Origin of the sequence: Paralimibaculum aggregatum (assembly GCF_030270585.1) — a bacterium.
GTDB classification, from domain to species: domain Bacteria; phylum Pseudomonadota; class Alphaproteobacteria; order Rhodobacterales; family Rhodobacteraceae; genus Thermohalobaculum; species Thermohalobaculum aggregatum.
In genome coordinates this window covers 85,001-104,863 of sequence record NZ_BSYI01000011.1, presented here as the reverse complement: position 1 = coordinate 104,863, position 19,863 = coordinate 85,001, and the positions used below count along the sequence as shown (strand labels likewise).

Genomic DNA, 19,863 nt, shown 5'->3' with positions numbered 1-19,863 from the left:
AACGGGTCCTAAACTCTCTGCGCAGCAACTATGGTCCGCAGTACAATTACACATTTGGGCTATCCCAGCCAAAGAGAGAGAACTATACATATATCATTTTTAACTACGTCCGTAGGATGGGAGGGGCAGTTTTTATAGAGGGCGGCCGACCTAATTTTGTTATTGAGCTAGATACGTCCATACAACGTGCTCCGGGGCGCTATAGCACGGCCTCAGCGACCGTTTTACTAATAAACACGCAGGAGCTGTCTGGTGGAAATCATGTTGTCATGTCTGGTCATGCTCATGTGCGTTGCAATAATCGCGGAAGCGATTGCTCAATTTCAAAACAAGAAGCTGTAGAGCGAGCGTTGACAAAATTGCGCTAATTTTCAAGCTGTCTAAGCAAATTTGCAACTCGAATATGGCTGTCTTGGCACCACCTCGGTGGATATGTTGTGTTGCACACACTCATTATTCGCTCGATTTCTTGATACTTCTCTGCGATGCGAGGGTCCGCCAAGCCACCACGCTTTGCCATTCTCTCAAGCTCTCCCGCAAGTCGGTTAGATTTAAGCTGAGGGACTTCACCACCTGAGACAACCCGGCTCTCGCCGATACTGTTTCCATCTCCATCGTAGTGCTTGACTGACTTGCCATCTATCCGATCCGATCCAATGAATCGATTTCTGTAATCGTAGTGGTAGTTATCGTTATCGATCGCCTTTGTTCTTCCACACTCGACGTTATATAGCCTGCTGTAGTGGATCAAGTACCTTCCGTCTCTGTTGGAATACGTTATTGTGTCGCCGCCCGGCGTCTTGCAGGCGGCGCCATCGTCATCTACATCCACGGCCCCAGCTTCCTTTTTGTCATCAAGGCGCAGAATTCGTGTGGTGCCGCGAGTCAAGCGCGCGATCCGGACTGCCTGCACGGCTGCTCCAGCGCCCCGGCCAAAGGTGTTTACAGTGCCAGCGCGGCCTCGCCGCAATCCCCGAGCACCCGCCCGAAGAAGGCCGCCTCTCAATGCTAGCCGCGCCAGCAGGAACAGGCAGCCGCTTGGAAGAACGACGATCGATGCGAAGCCTCCCAACAAAAAAAACCTGCGATAGATCATGACTACCTCTCGCTATCGGTGGATAAACGAGTATAGCACCGCCTTGGCCAATACCCGCGGTGCTTTTGAACACCTGAGTGTTCGAGATACTTCCTCACGTATACAGGTGCGCTTCTTCCGGGAGGCGTACAGTATTTCTACGCCTCCGGATGTCCCACCTACATCTATAAACTGCGCCTTAACATCATACGCACTAAATCGGGAACCTAACACTTCATATTCCACATCGTACTGGATCAAAAAATTGGGATGCCCTCCTTTGACAAAAATCCACCCTGCACGGCTCGCAAATTCAGCTACAATATCTGTAAAGTCATGCCTGCGAGGATTTATCACACCTATTGTGGGGTTCCGCACCCCTCCATACTTGTTGTATATTCTTGATAAGAACTCCCTAGCGCGCCTCTCTTCTTCCTCAGAATTAATAAATAGGGAGTTGATCTGAGAGGGCTCTACCTTTATGCATGAAAACAACAGAGCGATGCATACTATTGGCGCTATTTGGTGCATAATGAGCTATCTCATGCTTAAGAGGGCTAGGGCCAGTACGCGATTTATTTGTATTTCGCAACTTATCGGGTAACTAAATGCAACTTTCTTGTCGACGCACTTTTCGTTAGCCCGACCTGACATTATCAGCTTATTTGAACGAGCCTCTCTGAGTTCGACCGTATAGGTGTAGATCTTCATCCTGGTTCTGATACTCCCCACAGAGCTCGTATATCGCGATTGACCACGGTTGATATCAAAATAATAAACAGGATCTCCGCCTATAATGAAGGAGCCGCCGTCAATGCGACGTACGAACTCTCGCAATACATCGATTCGATCCGGGTGAAGGCGTTGCCGAATGCCAAAAATTGGGAGATTCCTCGGATACTCGCGATCAAGCGACCGTCCGATTCTAGCGATTTGTGCTTCTGCGTTTTCGTTGTGGGAGAAATTCTGCTGTCCGGCTGTTAAATCGCGATTCGCACAGCCAGCAGATATGAAAAGACCGATAACAATAAATGAAAAATAAACATACCGCATCGCGTCATAGATAACGTGCTGCTTCATTATCCCCATTATGGCACGCTCGTGTTGGCTGTTACCCCACTTTGGTTCATCTTAACCCAGAAGCAGGAGAAGCAAAACCATCTACAGCACGAGGAGTCAGCATTGCCCATGTTGATGGCCGTGGCTATCTTCCCGTTTCGGTCATTCTTGAAGGTCCGAACCGGCTGCCCCTGCACAGGGCGTACCGGAAAGATTGAGGAAATCGGCCTGGCCGCGCCGCCGGTCTTCCACTGTGCTAGGAATACTGGAAGCCTCGCGATTTCCGCCATGGGCCCGGTCAGAATCGGTCAGTTTTGGCCCAGACAGACCCCCAGGCAAAACCTCCCGGCGGTTACGTAGGAACCGGCAGGAGGGGCATCCAATCCATCTAAATGCGCTGCTTGGACGTGATTGTACTTCCCGATGGAGAAGGGCGGGATGCGGCCGTTCGCTGCGTCCGAATCGGACGGCAGGTTTGCGGGAGTGGGTGCTCAGCCTTCCAGGCACCCTGATGCCCGGCAGCGGGCGCTTAACAGATGGAGACCTCCGGAAACTGGGCTGGCGCTGACCGGAATTGCATGATTCCATCGTCGTGAGGCGCAGGCGAGGGGATCGAGCATGGCGGGACGGCAGCCGGGGTTTTGGGACGTCGAGCAACGACTGCGGGAACTCTCCGCTCAGGGCGATCCGCTGGAAAAGCTGGGCGCGACGGTGGATTTCGAGATCTTCCGTGCCGACCTGGACGCGACGCTCGGGCCGCGGGACCTCTCCCGGGGCGGTCGGCCGCCCTTCGATCCAGTGCTCAAGTTCCGCATGCTGGTGCTGCAGGCGATGCACGGGCTGTCTCTGGCGCAGACGGAATACCTGGTCGCCGACCGGCTGAGCTGGATGCGCTTTTGCGGCCTCGGTCCCGGCGACGCCGTGCCGGACGCCAACACGCTGTGGGACTTCCGCGAGGCGCTGATCGGAGCCGGGGCGCTCGACGCGCTGTTCTCGCGCCTGGACCGTGCGATCACCGAGGCGGGGTATCTGCCGATGGCCGGGCAGATCCTCGACCCCACGCTGGTGGCGGCGCCCCGCCAGCGCAACACCGAGGAGGAGAAGGCCCGCATCAAGGCCGGGGAGACGGCCGACGCCATCTGGCCGGACAAGCCCGCGAGGGCGCGCCAAAAGGATATGGACGCGCGCTGGACGGTGAAGTTCGCCAAGGCGAAGCCGGCCGCCGACGGCACGCCGCGGATCGACATCGCGATCCCGGCCTTCGGCTACAAATCGCACATCTCGATCGATCGCCGGCACGGCGTCATCCGGCGCGCGAAGGTCACCGACGCGGCGGCGCATGACGGCGCGCGGCTGCGCGAGGGGCTGATCGATCCGAACAACACAGCTTCCGACATCTGGGCCGACAGCGCCTATCGCTCGGCGGCGAACGAGCGGTTCCTCGCCGGGATCGGCAAGGTCAGCCGCATCCACCGGCGCAAGCCGAAGGCCAAGCCGATGCCGAAGCGGACCGCCAGGGCGAACGCCGCCAAGTCCGCGGTGCGCGCGCATGTCGAGCATCCCTTCGCCCACCAGAAAGGCCCGATGGGGCTCGTGATCCGGACCATCGGCATCGCGCGGGCCACGGCAACCGTCACGCTCGCCAACATGGCCTACAACATGAAGCGATGGTGTTGGCTCGACAGGAGGAGTGCGCCCGCATGACGCGCGACCGGGCCGGAAGCCCGCCATCCGCCGCCCGGTGACGATGTACTGGCCGCCTCCAGAGCACCCGGGCCGATCTCGACGCCGCTCTCCCGTCGTCCCGCGCCGTCGGCGCGGTTACCGAAGGTCTCCAACTTCCGCTCCTGAAGGCCGGTTACCAGAGGCTTCCATGTGAGTGCCTTCTGCTCTAGCGCCGGGGGCGAACGCGGAACACTGTCTGCAGCGCATGCATTTGAGCGGCGCTCGCCTGCAAAGCTTGTTGCATTTCTTGAAACACGGGCGCAATTCCATCCGGATCATCAATAGTGAGGAGCACGGCGAAGGGGATACCTTCGGCGGGGAATGTTGCCTCCGCTCTCACTAGGCTTGTCACCTCTAGTCGCCACTCCGAGGACGTACCATGGCCTCTATAGATTTTCCCGTACTGTTTCGCTGGCCACCATTTGAGACCTTGGTCAATGAGCGCCTTTTCCGGTACTGCAAGATTGGCTCGTTTGGGCAAAAACTTCGGGTCGATCTGCGTCGTATACCGCGCCGATCCATCCTTTGCGTTCCGCGCTTGGCGCTGTTTGAGACTGGCCTCGAGATTGACGCGGACGAATTCTGCGCCAAACGCAGGATCGAGCGGTGGCGCATAGACGAGCGTGATCCGGGCGCGGCCCGAACACTTTCCGCCCGACACCAAGCTTTGCGGCCAGGAGAAGGGGAAGCGCAAGATCACCGGCTTCTTCTCGCCAGTTTCAAGGCGGCTTTGGAAAAGCAGCGTGATTTGATGATCGTCGGTCTCTAGCATGTTTTGGACGGAGGAAGGTTGACCAAACCCTGCAAATTGCCGGGCGAGATCGCCAAGACCGCGTTTCCTTAGCGGTTGAGGCATCACGGCATTGTGCAACATCATTGCGCGAAGCGCTTCAGGCGTCAGGCCGCCTGAAGTCGCAGCGTCGAGCCCCGCTAGGCTACGCGCCACCAGCGGTGCGGCAAAGCTTGTCCCGATGACTGGTGTCACTGCGCCGTGGCAGTCGATTGACGTCAGGCCGGTCGAAGCGTCTTGCGCTGTCGATCCGGTACCCCCAAACGCCGCCAGATCGGGTTTAACGCCAACCTGGAGCCCTGGACCGCGGCGCGTGTAGACCGTAGGCGTGCTGTCTCTGTGGGATAAGTCGATCGTTGGCGGATTGAGGGCGCCAACGGAAATCGACCGAACGCTTTCGGCCGGCTTAAATATCGTATCCGGAGCGGTGCGATTGGCGAAGTAACGGATAACTTCCGACACTTTAGGCGACCATGGCGCACGAGCTTCAGAATGGCTGAGATTGCCCGCTGAATTCACAAATACGACCCCATACGTGTCGGCGATACGATCCAGCTCCGCGGCATAGGAGCTGTAGGTGTGTCGATCGACCGGCGATGTGGCGTTGATGGACATATTGAAAACGCGCACGCCGTGATTCTCACGGGCTTCCCGCACGGCTTGCTCCACCTCGGCTAGAAACTGGGAAAATCCGTCAGGGTAAAGCTCGCGGAATGGACCGCTTGGAAAGAGCGGAATGTCGACAATCATGCAGCCGTCGCGCTCTGGAGCGATGGACGGATCATTGATCTGTTGGCCCACTGTCATCAAGCCAGCGACCATAGTCCCGTGTTCTTTGTCGTAATCCTCGGCGTCAAGAAAATCGAATCGGTCCAAGACCCAAGGATCGAGGATCTCACCGACGCCGGAATCGATCACGCCGACGATGGGATACCGCGCATCTTGGGCTGGCTTTGGTAGTAAAATCGGCTTAGTTGCCGCATCGGTTGCATTGCTTGCAGCTGTTATGGGAGTGTCGATCAACTGCAACCGAATTGGCGGACGGATCGCGCGGACTAGCGGGTGATCCTGCAAGGCGTTTAGTGCCGCCTCGTGGCGATCCGCATTCAGATCAATCAGTGTTGGCGCTCTTGCCGGAGAGACATCGCTCCGGATGAGCCCCAGCCTATTATCAACTACTGGATCGGCGTCGTCCTGCGTGAGTTGAAACTCCAAGACCGGCATTCTGGCAAGTCGTACAGACAGTAGTGTACGTGTCCCTGGCCCGAAAGATAGAAGGAGTCTTTCCAGCGATCGGTAGAGTTCGGTTAATCCTGTCGCGTCGGCTGCGATCTCCTGAGGATCCAACGCTTCAAAGAGATCGATCTGATAGCCAGAAACCGTGGCGGGATCGGCAAACATCCTCATCGCCGTTGCAGTCGAGAAGTTTCTCTTGTCTGTTGGCGAAGGGATCGTGATCGCTTCAATTGCACCAACCTCAGCCCGCTTCCGTGAGGGTGATGGATAGGGTTTGCCGTCCCTTTGTCGGGTGGCGATGCGTACGGAGGGTTCCGCTTCCTCAATTCGTGCCTTTAGTCGGCGCAAGTATATCAGCGGCGATCGAAAATATAGTGTTCCCACAGACTCGGCGCCGATGCATGGAAACTGATCAGGCTTTAGTAACCAGAAGATCGGCCTATAGGACTTAGCGAGCGCCTCGGGCCGCATCTGAACTTTCAAATAGGTAGCGGGTCCGTAAGGACTTTCTTTTACGTCGTCGATGATTTTCTGGACGTTTGCGGCGAGTCTATCGCGATGGGTTACAAAGGCTTTATCGGCGCCAGCGAAAAAATCCTTGGGCCGCGGTGGTTGGCCAGGGTCCGGTGCGCGATGGAAGTCTGTATCGTTAAGGATAATCTGAACTGGATTATTGGGCATTTATCCTCTCCATCAAATCGACGTGTCTTCTTTCTTTCTTAAGTGTGCTGACGCGACTTTGGGTTGTTCCAGTTGCTCGGCCAATTTCTGTTTGGTCTAGTCCGATGTCGGGGTCGTTGGCTATGAGGCTTACAAACGCTTGATGATCTTCAGCAAGGATGCGGGCAGGTGCATGGTCAAGCTTTGGCATTCGTCCGAGCACTTGGCTCAGGGCTTTAAACAAGGCTGATGCATCGGGTTCCTCGCTGGCCATAACGACCGACCGCTTCACCGAACGGCAGATGCGCTCTAGGTCCGCACCGGATCGGCCGGGAAGGCAGTAGGAAAACACCCTGACGGTGGCCTTATCAACTATAATCGGTTCAAGAAACCGAATGATTAAAGCCTCGCGCGCAACATTCTCTGGCTCGCCAATGAAAAGCTGCGTCTCAAATCGCCTCCAAACGGCAGGATCCAGCAGCCCGTCATGGTTGGTGATCGCGATCGTGATGCCAAATGCTCGCCGTCGATCGAGGTTTTGCAAGAGCGTGTTCACCACCCGCTTGATCTCACCTATTTCATGAGGGTCGTCCCGCAGCTTCGCGAGGGCGTCGAATTCATCGAGCAGAAGCACACACGCGTATCGATTTGCGAAATCGAATAGGTTCGCGATGTTACGCGCCGTAGTGCCGAGAAACGACGAAATGAGTCCATCGATCCGCGCCGTGACCATAGGCAGTCCTAGCTGTTCGGCAATGTAGTGGGCAGTTAAGGTTTTTCCGGTGCCTGGAGGGCCGTAGACCAAGAGGGACCGCGTCGGTTCAACGCCTATTGCCTGTAGCGCGCCGCCGTTCCGCCACTCGCCAAGAAGTCCTTCGATCGTCTCTTGTGCCGCTCGTCCGTAGACCGGCTTCGGCGTTTCCCCGTTTGGAAAATCGATCAAACAGAGCATGGCCCCCGTTTCTCTGTCTATGGGGGGGTGCACTTCAGGCGTTAGCGTCTCGCCGGTGATGAGGGCGCGGGAGATCTCCACCTGGCTGGGGACCAGATCCTTCGCTTCGGAAGATGCATTCAATAGCCGCTCAAGCGTTGCTACCTCCTTGTTGGCCCCGCTCTTGCGCAGCCGCGCTTCAAGGCGGCTAACCTGCTTGCGCACGGCGGCCTCGTCGCCCGTGAGGGCGGCCTTGATGATGCTCTGGACGACTGCGAAGTGCTCCATGCCGATCCTCCCAGCTGTTGAATCAGAGATTTTGCGATGTGAATCGCATAAACTATGATTCACATCAAGAGAGTATCATATTATATCTCCAACTATGCTAGATAGATCATCTGAGATGCACTTTGAATCTGTATCCGTGGGGTCTCGATTGGTTAAGGGCCAGGCTCCCCCCAACCGCACTCGTCGCTCCGTCGATAGCCCGACCGTGCGGGCGACGCTGTCTGGTCCCGCTCGCGAGAGGACACCGGAGGCAATAGATGCACTCGAGTGGCCTTTGGGCGAGGCTGGGCGGCAAGACAATGTGGAGACGACCAATGTAGGCGACTCCAAGATCGCCCCCGTCAAGGATAAGAACCTGGCCAATGAGATCGCCCGGGCGGAGGATGAGGTCATTACCTCCTACCAAAGGAGTTGTGAGCGAAGCCTCGACCGAAGAGGGTGAGGGGGCGCCGCTTGGTCTTCAGACTCAACCTCTAACCCATTGACGCGAAAGCCCGTGAACAGAACGTGAAACATCTGAAATCGCGTTGAAATCATTGATAGATCCTCAGCCCGAATGGCTAGGGCGGCAACCCTCCCCAGGGGCGCCCCAGGGGCGCGTGGCCGGGCCCCACCCGATCCGGCGCACGCGTCCGGCGAGTTCCGGGACGGGCACCGCCCCGATACTCTCCCGGGGAACGCCGGGCCCCCAACGCGCCCGGCGGCTCTCGTTGGCGCCCTGGCAAGGGCATCCCCCCCCGTGCCCGCGAGTATCCGGTCTGCGGCTTAAGAAGCCCTCAATGGCCAATCGCCGGTGGCGCCGCCATCGAGCCGATGCTCCGCGCCTGGCGCGGACGGAAGCGAAACCTTTCGCCTGCCCGTGTCCGGCACGCGCCCCGTATCGCAGACGGCGACAGGAGATCAATCCTGTCCGCGCGTCCAGGCTTCGCGCTTGCGGTAGAGCGTGGACGGGCTGACATCGAGGACCCGCGCGGCCTTCGGGATCGAGCCGTTGCAGGCGTCGATGGTGGCCTCGATGAAGCGCCGCTCCATCTCGGCGAGCGGCACGCCGACAAGGCTGCGCACCGCCGCTTCATGTCCGGCGCCATCGGCCCCGGCGGCCCCCTGCGCCGCGGCCGCAGCCGGCGCTGCCGGACCGGCGGCAAGACCCAAGGCAGGACCCGGGCCGGCCACGCCATCCGCCCCGTCGGCCGCCGCCAGCAGCGCCGGCGGCAGCATCTCGCGGGTGACCTCCTCGCCCTCGTTCAGCACGACCACATTGCGCAGCACGTTCTGCAGCTCGCGCACATTGCCCGGCCAGGGATAGGCCTTCAGCGCCGCACGCGCGGCGGGCGAGAGGCGCTTGAAGTCGCGCTCCTCCTCCTCGGAGAACTTCGCCAGCAGCACCTCGGCGATGGCGATCACGTCGCTGCCGCGGGCGCGCAGCGGCGGCAGCTCGATCGGCACCACATGGAGGCGGTAGTAGAGATCCTCGCGGAAGCGACCGGCGCGCACCTCGCCGCCGGGGTCGCGGTTGGTGGCGCAGACGATGCGGACATCCACCTTCGAGGCCTCGGTGGCGCCCACCGGCTGGATCATCGAGGTCTGCAGGAAGCGCAGCAGCTTGGTCTGCAACGCCAGGTCCATCTCGCAGATCTCGTCGAGGAACAGCGTGCCGCCATCGGCCACCGCCGCCGCGCCGCGCTTGTCGAGCACCGCGCCGGTGAAGGAGCCGCGCAGATGACCGAAGAGCTCGGATTCCAGCAGGTCGCGCGGGATCGCCCCGCAGTTCACCGGCACGAAGGGCCCCTTGCGCCGCACCGAGAGGTCGTGGATCGCCTGTGCGCAGATCTCCTTGCCGGTGCCGCTCTCGCCGGTGATGAAGACCGTGGCGGTGGAGCGTGCGATGCTCTGCACCATGGAGTAGATCCGCCGCATCGGCTCCGAGCTGCCGATGAAGCCCTGCATGCCTTCGGCGGTGCTCATGTCCGGCTCGGTGGCGGCCGGTCCCCCCGCGGCCTCGTCGCCGAGCAGGGTCAGCGCATTCTCCACCGCGCCGATCAGGCGACGCTCGTCGAAGGGTTTCACGAGGAAATCGAAAGCGCCCTCGCGCATCGCCTCCACCGCGCGGTTGATCGAGCCGTTGGCGGTGATCACGACGACCTTGGCGCTGATATCGGTGCCGTGGATCTTGCGCAGCACGGTCAGTCCGTCCTGATCCGGGAGGACCAGATCGAGCAGCACGATTCGGGGTTTCAGACGGTCATAGGCGGCGACGGCGCTTTCTGCGTCATAGGCACACTCTACCCTGAACCCGGCCTTGCTCAGATAGGCCTCGTAGAGGCTCGCGAGCGAACGGGTGTCCTCGACCAGCAACACGGGCTCAGACTGACGCAACGTCATTACATACCCTTGTATTTTATACTGACAAAGACCCGAAGGTGATCAATTTGGGACAAAACGATTCCAGCAAGCCGGTTAATCTCGTTAAATTCGCTCGAATGCGCGGCAGAATTAAGGCATTGGGCATTCTTTTGAAGGGCGGTCGCGCCCAGCGTGCCGGCGACGGCGACGAGAATATGCGTCGCCTCGCGGAGCAACTTGGTGTCGCGCTTGGCCCTGGCGGTCTCGATGTCGCGGCGCACACCGAGGATGTCCTCGTCGATCTGGCGCAGGAGGTCGCGCATGTGGTCCGGGCCGATCGAGCGTGCGAGCGCGGTATAGGTGCTGGGGTCGACCTCCGCCGCCGCCTCGGCCTGCGCCTCGTCCATATCGCCGGACGCCGCGCGGTCCGCCTCCGCCGCAGCGGGGGGCGGCGTCTCGGGATCGGGGGCAAGCCGCGGGCCGCCCTCGATGCGGCGCTGGCGCGCCCGCATGAAGCGGCGGATCTCGGAGCCGAGTTGCTCGATCGAGAGGATCGGCTTGGCGATCAGCCCGTCCGCTCCGGCCTCCTCGACGGCGATCTGGTGCTCGCGCATCACATAGGCGGTGAGCGCGATCAGCGGCATGTCGCAGAGCGGCGGCGGCGCGGCGCGCAGCCGCCGCATCACCTCGAGCCCCGACATCCGCGGCATCTCGATGTCGATCAGGGCGAGGTCGAAGCGCTCCTTCGCGGCGAGTTCGACCGCCTCGACCCCGTCGACCGCCAGCGAGATGGAGGCGCCGAGGGCGCTCAGCATCTGGGCAGCGACCATCTGGTTGGTCGGGTTGTCCTCGGCCAGGAGGATGTGCAGGCCGTCGAGGTTCATCGCGCGCTCCGCCGCATGCGGGGCCGGGTCGATCCCGACCCCCGCGGCTGCCAACATACGTGCCGCGGCCGCAGGCTCAAGGTGCGTGGAGCAAGGACTGCACAACTGGCGGGTCAGGTGCCGCGTCCGATGCTGCCGAGCGCGCTGCGAATCTCGTCGAGCACCGCCGGGTCCTCGATCGTGGCCGGCATCTTCACGTCCTGCCCGTCGGCGATCTGCACCATGGTCTTGCGCAGGATCTTGCCCGAGCGGGTCTTCGGCAGCCGGTCGACCACGACCGTGGTCCTGTAGGCGGCCACCGGGCCGAGCTCGTCGCGCATCCGCTTCGCGCATTCCTTCGCGATCTCGTCGTGGCTGCGGCTGCAGCCGTTGTTGAGGCAGACGAAGCCGAGCGGCATCTGGCCCTTCAGATCGTCATGCACGCCGATCACCGCGGCCTCCGCGACATCGGGATGGCCTGCGAGAACCTCCTCCATCGCGCCGGTGGAGAGCCGGTGGCCGGCGACGTTGATGACATCGTCGGTGCGCGCCATGATGTAGAGATAGCCGTCATCGTCGATCATCCCGGCATCGCCGGTCTCGTAATAGCCCGGGAAGGCCTCGAGATAGCTCTTGCGATAGCGGTCGTCGGCGTTCCAGAGCGTCGGCAGCGTGCCCGGCGGCAGCGGCAGCTTCACCGCGATGGCGCCGAGCTTGCCCGGTCCCATCGGATGCCCGCCCTCGTCGAGAATCTGCACGTCGTAGCCCGGCATCGCCACGGTCGGACTGCCGGCCTTCACCGGCATCAGCTCGAGCCCGCGGGGGTTCGCGGCGATGGCATAGCCGGTCTCGGTCTGCCACCAGTGGTCGATCACCGGCACACCCAGCTTCTCTGCCGCCCAGTTCAGCGTGTCCGGGTCGCAGCGCTCGCCTGCGAAATAGAGCGCCTCGAGGCTCGGCATGGCATATTTCTTCACGAACTCGCCCGCGGAGTCCTCGCGCTTGATCGCCCGGAACGCGGTGGGCGCGGTGAAGAAGGCCTTCACACCGTGCTCCTGGATCACCCGCCAGAAGGTGCCGGCATCCGGCGTGCCGATCGGCTTGCCCTCGAAGACGATGGTGGTGCAGCCCATCAGCAGCGGCGCGTAGACGATGTAGGAATGGCCGACCACCCAGCCGACATCCGAGGCGGCCCAGTAAGTGTCGCCGGGCCCCACGCCATAGATGTTCCGCATGGTCCAGAGCAGCGCCACCATGTGCCCGCCGGTGGGGCGCACCACGCCCTTGGGCTGCCCGGTGGTGCCGGAGGTGTAGAGGATGTAGAGCGGGTCGGCACCGCCGACCTCGACGCAGGGGGCCGGCTCTGCACCGTCCTGGAACGCGTGCCAGTCGTGGTCGCGCCCGGCGATCAGCGTGGCCGGGGCCTGCTCGCGCTGCAGCACCACGCAGAATTCGGGCTTCTCGCGGGCCTGCTCGATGGCCGCGTCGAGCAGCGGCTTGTAGGGCACGACGCGGTTCGGCTCGATGCCGCAGGAGGCGGCGATCACCGCCTTCGGGGTGCAGTCATCGATCCGCACCGCCAGCTCGTGCGCCGCGAAGCCGCCGAACACCACCGAATGGATCGCCCCGATCCGGGCGCAGGCGAGCATGGCGATCGCCGCCTCCGGCACCATCGGCATGTAGACGATGACCCGGTCGCCCTTGACCACGCCCTTCGCGGCCAGCGCGCCGGCGAGCCGCGCCACCCTCTCCTGCAGCTCGGCATAGGTGATCTTCTGCTGCGTGCCGGTGATCGGGCTGTCATGGATGATCGCGACACGGTCGCCATGGCCGGCCTCGACATGGCGGTCGACGGCGTTGTGGCAGGTGTTGCAGGTCGCGTCGGCGAACCACTCGTAGAAGGGCGCGCGGCTGTCGTCGAGGGCGCGGCTGGGCGCCTTGATCCAGTCGACTTCCTTCGCGGCTTCCATCCAGAAGCCTTCGGGATCGGCCTTCCAGCCGTCATAGACCTCGCGATAGCTCGCCATGCGTTCCTCCATCTCTCTCTCCTGGCTCGCGCCAAATATTTTTCTCGCGCGGGGTTGCCCCCATCTTGTCGGCGCCAAGTGCCCAGCTCACATATACGGCACCGCGGTGCAATTACGCGCCCCGGTATGGTCCAGAGGACAAATAGACATGGCTATGTCGAACAACCCCAACACGAAAAAAGCCGGCGGCAGCTCGACCAAGGGCGGCAGCGGCAGTGGTGGCAAGGCCGGCGGCAAGAAGTGATTTCTTGACGCCTCCCGCGCTGCCGTGAATTTCCCGCGGCAGCGCGGGATTCTCCCGTGACTGGACAAATCGATCTGCTGCCGGCACCGATTCGCTTCCGGACCCTGAATTCACCTATTCAGCACTATGCATAGTTGGTAACGGGCGTTCCCGCCAATGCGGCGATATTGAGCAGGCCGCGGGCGGTGATCGAGGGGCTGACGATATGCGCCTTGTTGCCCATGCCCATCAGGATCGGCCCGATCTCCAGGCCGCCGGTGAGCTGCTTGAGGATGTTGCGGCTGCCGGAGGCGGCGTCGACGCTGGCGAAGATCAGGCAGTTGGCCGGCCCGGTGAGCCGGGCATTGGGCATGATCCGGCGCAGCAGCTCTGGATCGAGCGCATGGTCGGCATGCATCTCGCCCTCGAACTCGAAATCGACCCCGCGCATCTCGAGCAGATCCAGCGCCTCGCGCATCTTGCGCCCGGAGGGGGTGTCGAGGTTGCCGAAGACCGAATGGCTGAGCAGCGCGATCCTGGGCTCGATGCCGAAGCGGCGGATGTGCCGCGCGGCGCCCACCACGGTATCGGCGATCTGCTCGGCGGAGGGATCGGGATGCACCTGGCTGTCGCCAATGAAGATCACCCCCTGGTCGAGGATCAACGTCGAGAGCGCGCCGATCGGCTTCAGCTTGCCGCCCTTGCCGTCGGGCAGGCCGGCGAGGATCTCGTCGACGTATTTCAGGTGCCAGAGATACTGCCCGAAGGTGCCGCAGATCAGGCTGTCGGCCTCGCCGCGGCGGACCATGATGGCGCCGATCGCCGTGGTGTTGGTGCGCAGGATGGTCCGCGCCAGGTCGGGCGTGACGCCGCGGCGCTGCATGATGTCGTGGTACTCGGACCAGTAGTCCTTGTAGCGCGGGTCGTCATGGGGGTCGCAGACCTCGAAGTCGCGCCCGGCGACCAGGTTGATCCCGGCGCGCTCGATGCGGCTCGCGATCACGTCCGGACGCCCGATCAGGATCGGCTGGTCCACCCCCTCCTGCAGCATCGATTGGGCGCAGTGCAGCACGCGCTCTTCCTCGCCCTCGGCAAAGACGATCCGCCGGTGGCCCGAGCGCGCCGCCTCGAAGACCGGCTTCATGATCATCCCGGTGCGGAACACCGAGGCGTCGAGCCGGCGCTGATAGTCGTCGACGCTGTCGAGCGCCTTGCGCGCCACCCCGGCCTTCATCGCCGCACGGGCGACCGCGCCGGCGACCTGGCCGAGCAGCCGCGGGTCGAAGGGCTTGGGGATCAGGTAGTCGCGCCCGAAGACCATCCGCTCCCCGCGATAGACCGCGGCGGTCTCGGCCGTGGCGGATTTCCGCGCCAGCCCGGCGATCGCCTCGGCGCAGGCCACCTTCATCTCCTCGGTGATCTGGGTCGCCTGCACGTCCAGCGCGCCGCGGAAGATGAAGGGAAAGCAGAGGACGTTGTTGACCTGGTTGGGATAGTCCGAGCGGCCGGTGGCGACGATCGCGTCCTCGCGCACCTCGCGGGCCTGATCCGGCCAGATCTCCGGTGTCGGGTTGGCCAGGGCGAAGATCACCGGGTCCTTCGCCATCTTGGCCACCATCTCGGGTTTCAGCACGCCGCCCGCCGAGAGCCCGAGGAACATGTCCGCGCCCGCGATCACCTCGTCGAGGGCGCCGACATTCTCGGGCTGCGCGAAGCTCTTCTTGGTGGCGTCGAGCCCGCCGCGTCCGGCATGGACCAGCCCGTCGATGTCGAACAGGAAGACGTTCTCGCGCTTCAGCCCCATGTCGCAGAGCAGCTTGAGGCAGGCGATGCCGGCGGCGCCGCCCCCGGTCGAGACCATCTTGACATCGGCGAGCGCCTTGCCGGCCAGCAGCATGGCGTTCACCGCCGCTGCAGCCACCACGATCGCGGTGCCGTGCTGGTCGTCGTGGAACACGGGAATGCCCATGCGCTCCTTGCAGATCCGTTCCACCTCGAAGCAGGCCGGCGCGCCGATATCCTCGAGGTTCACGGCGCCGAAGGTGGGCTCGAGCGCGATCACGATCTCCGCGAGCTTCTGCGGGTCGGTTTCGTTCACCTCGATGTCGAAGCCGTCGATGTTGGCGAATTTCTTGAAGAGCGCGACCTTGCCCTCCATCACCGGCTTGGAGGCGGCAGCACCGATATTGCCGAGGCCGAGCACCGCGGTGCCGTTGGAGATCACCGCGACCCGGTTGGCCTTGCCGGTATACTTGAACGCCAGTTCCGGCTCGTCGCGGATCGCCAGGCAGGCATCGGCCACGCCGGGGGAATAGGCCAGCGAGAGGTCGCGCTGCGTCGCCATCGGCTTGGTGACACGGATCGCGAGCTTACCCGGCGTCGGCTCCGCATGGTAGCTCAGCGCCGCTTCGCGCAGCGCGTCGTCCTTTGCCTGGCTCATGCGCCGGTCCTCCCCCTGTTCGGCGGGTGGCCGGCACCTGACGCGCCGCCCCCGCTCCGGTTCTTGACGTCCTCGTCCCGGCTGCCCTCCCGTGCCGCCCGCCCCATCCGTCTCGCGGGGCGGGATGCCATAGGGCAGCGGGCGCGGCGGTATCCTAGCCCGGTCCCCCGCGCGGCGCATAGTGGCCATCGCGCCGATCCGGCGGGGTGCGCCGGCGCGTCGCGGGGGCTCTTCGCTGGCGGCTCGTCGCCAGTGCGCGCCGCGGTGCGGAATGCCGCCGTGCGGTCACGGTCACGGTCGCGGCCGGGGCAGGGGCAGGGGCAGCGCCTTCGGAACCTGCCGCCGCTCAGCGACGCCCGTTGCGATGTGGGGCAAGCAGCGCGGCGATGGTCTCATGGCGCGGGGCCGGGACCCCGGCGGCGGCGCCGAGCCGGGCCACGGCACCCGACAGCCAGTCGATCTCGAGCGCCTTGCCGGCCTCGAGGTCATGCGCCAGCGAGGCCTTCATCTCCGGGGGCAGGTTCGCCAGGAACTCGAAGGTCTCGGCTGCCACGCTGGCCGGCAGCCGCACGCCGCGGGCCGTGGCGACGGCCACCGTCTCGGCGATCAGATCGCTCAGGAGGGCGCGGAGCTCCGGGGTGGCGAGGGCGGTGCCGAGATCGCTCCGGGCGCCCGCCGTGACGCCGGCGATGGCCGTAAGGCTCACGAATTTCCGCCAGAGATCGACCCGCATATCGGCGCAGTCCGGCGCGGAGATCGCGGCCGCCCGGAATGCCTGGCGGAGGGCCGGCACCGGTGCCCGATCCTGGCGCCCGTCAAGATCGCCGAAGGCGAAGGCGGCGTGCTCGGTCACCTGACGCACCCGCCCCGGCGCGGCGATCACCGCCGAGATCCGCGCGGTTCCGATCAGCGCCCGGTTCCGGCCGAAGGCATTGGCGAGAAGCCCCGGCGCCTCCACCCCGTTGAGGAAGGGCAGCGCCACGCCGGTCTCGCCCATCGCGGTGCCGAGGCGGGGGATCAGCGCATCGAGATCCTGCCCCTTGACCGCGAGGATCACCAGCTCCGAGGCCGGCAGCCCCGCCGGATCGTCGGTGGCCAGGGCGGGTACGGCGCGGCGCTCGCTGCCGTCCGGCGCCTCGAGCACCAGCCCGCCCTCGCGGATGGCCGCCAGATGTGCGCCGCGGGCAAGCAGCGCGACCTCGTTCCCGGCCTCAATCAGCCGCTCCGCCAGATAGCCGCCGACCCCGCCGGCGCCGATCACCGCAATCCGCATGCCGTGTTCTCCTCAACCGAAGGGCGCGATGCCCGCAGCCAGGACAGCCGCCAGCGCGCCCGGATACATCGTTGCCGCAAAGCCGAGGCCCGCGCCTGGCCGGACCGGTGGTCGCCGAACCGGAACGCAGGCCGCGCGTTGACGAAGCCGGCGGCCCGCGCCGGCAGCACGCCCCGAGGCCGCGGCGTGAGCTGCGCGGCAGGCGCCGGCCAGACCAGCAGGGCGACCATCGCCCGCTCGACGCTGTTCTGCAACACCCGCCGGCCGAACTCCGCAGGAGATTCCTCCGGCCGAGCGTCGCCGCCGATGATCGCGATGCCGAGGAACAGCCGCCTGCCGGCTGTCCCGGGTACCATCACCGGCCGCAGCATTCAGCGCGCCGGAGCCTCGCCGGCCTGCCGCAGCGCCCCTCGGTCAGCACCAAGGCACCCTGACCGCGCCTGCCGCGGCACCGGGCACGATCCAGCGCCGGTGCGGGTCGCTCAGCGCCCCGGCAGGCCGGCCCGCGGCGCGTTCGGGCGCCGGTGGGCGGCGATGCCGCGGCGCCCCGGTGCGATCACGGTCCGGCCGGGCGATGCAGGGGCAGGCACGGCGGCGACGCCGGTCATTCCGCCGCCCGGGTGGTGCGGGCGGCGCGGATCAGGTCGAGGATCTCCTGTGCGGCGGCGGGGATGTTGGTTCCCGGGCCGAAGATCGCCTTGACGCCGGACTGCTTCAGGAACGCATAGTCCTGGCTCGGGATCACCCCGCCGCAGATCACCATGATGTCTCCGGCGCCCTTCGCCTTCAGCGCCTCGACCAGTGCCGGCGCGAGCGTGCGATGCCCCGCGGCCTGCGAGCTGACCCCGATCACGTGGACGTCGTTGTCGATGGCGTCGTCGGCCGCCTCCTCCGGGGTCTGGAACAGCGGGCCGACATCCACGTCGAAGCCGATATCGGCGAAGGCGGTGGCGATCACCTTCGCGCCGCGGTCGTGCCCGTCCTGGCCCATCTTCACCACCAGCATGCGCGGCCGGCGGCCCTCCTCCTCAGCGAAGGCCTCCACCGCGCCCTGGATGCGCTCGAAGCCGTCGTCGCCCTCATAGGCCTTGCCATAGACGCCTGCCAGCGTGCGGATCTCCGCGCGATGCCGGTCGAAGACGTTCTCCATCGCGCTGGTGATCTCGCCCACCGTGGCGCGGGCACGGGCCGCGTCCACCGCCGCCTCGAGCAGGTTGCCGCCTTCCCGCGCCCGGCGCTCGAGCTCGGCCAGAGCCGCGTCGCAGGCGGCCTGGTCGCGGGTCGCGCGGATCTTCTCCAGCTTGGCGATCTGCGCCTCGCGGACCTTGGCGTTGTCGATCTGGAGGATGTCGATGTCGTCCTCCTTCTCGAGCCGGTACTTGTTGACGCCGACGATCACCTCCTCGCCGCGGTCCACCCGTGCCTGCCAGCGCGCGGCGCTTTCCTCGATGCGCAGCTTCGGCATGCCGGAGGCCACCGCCTTGGTCATGCCGCCGAGCCCGTCGACCTCCTCGATCAGCGCCCAGGCTTCCTTGCAGAGCTGGTCGGTCAGCGCCTCGATGTAGTAGGAGCCGGCCAGCGGATCGACGGTCTTCGTCACCCCGGTCTCGTGCTGCAGGATCAGCTGCGTGTTGCGCGCGATCCGGGCGGAAAACTCGGTCGGCAGCGCGATCGCTTCGTCGAAGCTGTTGGTGTGGAGGCTCTGGGTGCCGCCGAGCACCGCTGCCAGCGCCTCGTAGGCGGTGCGCACCACGTTGTTGTAGGGGTCCTGCTCGGCGAGCGACACGCCGGAGGTCTGGCAATGGGTGCGCAGCATCAGGCTGCGCGGGTCCTTCGGCTCGAACTCCTCCATGATCCGCGCCCAGAGGGTGCGCGCGGCGCGCAGCTTCGCCACCTCCATGAAGAAGTTCATCCCGATGGCGAAGAAGAACGAGAGCCGCCCGGCGAACCTGTCCACGTCCATGCCGCGGTCGAGCGCGGTCTTCACGTATTCCTTGCCGTCGGCCAGCGTGAAGGCGAGCTCCTGCACCAGGTTCGCGCCGGCCTCCTGCATGTGGTAGCCGCTGATCGAGATCGAGTTGAACTTCGGCATCTCGGCGGCGGTGAACTCGATGATGTCCGCAATGATCCGCATCGAGGGCTCGGGCGGATAGATATAGGTGTTGCGGACCATGAACTCCTTGAGGATGTCGTTCTGGATGGTGCCCGAGAGATCCCTGCGCGCCACCCCCTGCTCCTCGCCGGCGACGATGAAGGAGGCCAGCACCGGGATCACCGCGCCGTTCATCGTCATCGAGACCGAGACCTTCTCGAGCGGGATGCCGTCGAAGAGGATCTTCATGTCCTCGACCGAGTCGATCGCGACGCCCGCCTTGCCGACATCGCCGACGACCCGCGGATGATCGCTGTCATAGCCGCGATGGGTGGCGAGGTCGAAGGCGACCGAGGCGCCCTGCTGCCCGGCGGCCAGCGCCTTGCGATAGAAGGCGTTGCTCTCCTCCGCGGTGGAGAAGCCGGCATACTGGCGGATCGTCCAGGGCCGGCCGGTATACATCGTGGCACGCACGCCGCGGGTGAAGGGCGCGACCCCCGGCACCTGCCCGAGATGCGCAAGATCCGCGGTGTCGGCCTCGGTATAGAGCGGCTTGACGGCGATGCCCTCCGGCGTCTCCCAGATCAGGCTGTCCGGATCGCGGCCCTTGAGTTCCTTTTCGGCGAGCCTGCGCCAGGTCTCGCGGCCGTCATCTGCGTCGCTCATCGCGTCCTCCATCGCTCGGGCATCTCTCGGGCGGTCCGCTGGCGGCGCCCCGGCTGACCCGATGTCCTGCCGCAGTGCGGCACGGCTTGTAAAGCACGCGCATTGTCCCGCCCGCGGTGCAGGCTCGGCCCCTTGCCCGGCGCCCCATATTGAGCGGAAACGGTAGGGTTGG

The 19,863-nt window shown here is 64.2% G+C and carries 11 protein-coding genes; 1 reads left to right on the top strand and 10 read right to left on the bottom strand.

The genetic code is table 11. The features are described from left to right. Nucleotides 1–364 precede the first annotated feature (364 nt). Complete coding sequence (locus QSJ97_RS08780) at nucleotides 365–1,096, bottom strand: hypothetical protein (protein ID WP_285671349.1); 732 nt, start codon at nucleotides 1,094–1,096, stop codon at nucleotides 365–367. 1,656 nt (nucleotides 1,097–2,752) lie between these two features. Here QSJ97_RS08780 and QSJ97_RS08775 point away from each other — a divergent pair. Beyond that, the gene (locus QSJ97_RS08775) at nucleotides 2,753–3,838 is read left to right on the top strand and encodes an IS5 family transposase (protein ID WP_285671348.1); all 1,086 of its coding nucleotides are present in this window, start codon (nucleotides 2,753–2,755) and stop codon (nucleotides 3,836–3,838) included. A 187-nt stretch (nucleotides 3,839–4,025) separates the two neighbouring features. Here the strand turns inward: QSJ97_RS08775 and QSJ97_RS08770 are convergent, their stop codons facing one another. From QSJ97_RS08770 to scpA, 9 genes are all read right to left on the bottom strand, one after another. Then, a complete protein-coding gene (locus tag QSJ97_RS08770; RefSeq protein WP_285671347.1) occupies nucleotides 4,026–6,566 on the bottom strand; it encodes a S8 family serine peptidase in 2,541 nt (846 codons plus the stop codon). Beyond that, nucleotides 6,556–7,764, bottom strand: a complete 1,209-nt coding sequence (locus QSJ97_RS08765; RefSeq protein ID WP_285671346.1) for an AAA family ATPase — start codon at nucleotides 7,762–7,764, stop codon at nucleotides 6,556–6,558. Before QSJ97_RS08765 ends, QSJ97_RS08770 begins: the two co-directional genes overlap by 11 nt. A gap of 900 nt (nucleotides 7,765–8,664) precedes the next feature. Further along, a complete protein-coding gene (locus tag QSJ97_RS08760; RefSeq protein WP_285671408.1) occupies nucleotides 8,665–10,122 on the bottom strand; it encodes a sigma-54-dependent transcriptional regulator in 1,458 nt (485 codons plus the stop codon). A gap of 23 nt (nucleotides 10,123–10,145) precedes the next feature. Beyond that, nucleotides 10,146–10,991: a response regulator gene (locus QSJ97_RS08755; protein ID WP_285671345.1), complete on the bottom strand. Its 846-nt coding sequence runs from the start codon at nucleotides 10,989–10,991 to the stop codon at nucleotides 10,146–10,148. 113 nt (nucleotides 10,992–11,104) lie between these two features. Then, nucleotides 11,105–13,009, bottom strand: coding sequence for a propionyl-CoA synthetase (locus QSJ97_RS08750; RefSeq protein ID WP_285671343.1), 1,905 nt, complete (start codon nucleotides 13,007–13,009; stop codon nucleotides 11,105–11,107). Nucleotides 13,010–13,365: 356 nt separating this feature from the next. Continuing rightward, nucleotides 13,366–15,660, bottom strand: a complete 2,295-nt coding sequence (locus tag QSJ97_RS08745; protein WP_285671342.1) for an NADP-dependent malic enzyme — start codon at nucleotides 15,658–15,660, stop codon at nucleotides 13,366–13,368. A 346-nt stretch (nucleotides 15,661–16,006) separates the two neighbouring features. Next, entirely contained in the window at nucleotides 16,007–16,933 is a 927-nt protein-coding gene (locus QSJ97_RS08740; RefSeq protein WP_285671341.1) for a ketopantoate reductase family protein, read from the bottom strand. Beyond that, complete coding sequence (locus tag QSJ97_RS08735) at nucleotides 16,918–17,304, bottom strand: hypothetical protein (protein ID WP_285671340.1); 387 nt, start codon at nucleotides 17,302–17,304, stop codon at nucleotides 16,918–16,920. The genes QSJ97_RS08740 and QSJ97_RS08735 overlap by 16 nt, the downstream gene beginning before the upstream one ends. A 233-nt stretch (nucleotides 17,305–17,537) precedes the next feature. After that, entirely contained in the window at nucleotides 17,538–19,691 is a 2,154-nt protein-coding gene (scpA, locus tag QSJ97_RS08730) for a methylmalonyl-CoA mutase (RefSeq protein ID WP_285671339.1), read from the bottom strand. Between the last annotated feature and the right edge of the window lie 172 nt (nucleotides 19,692–19,863).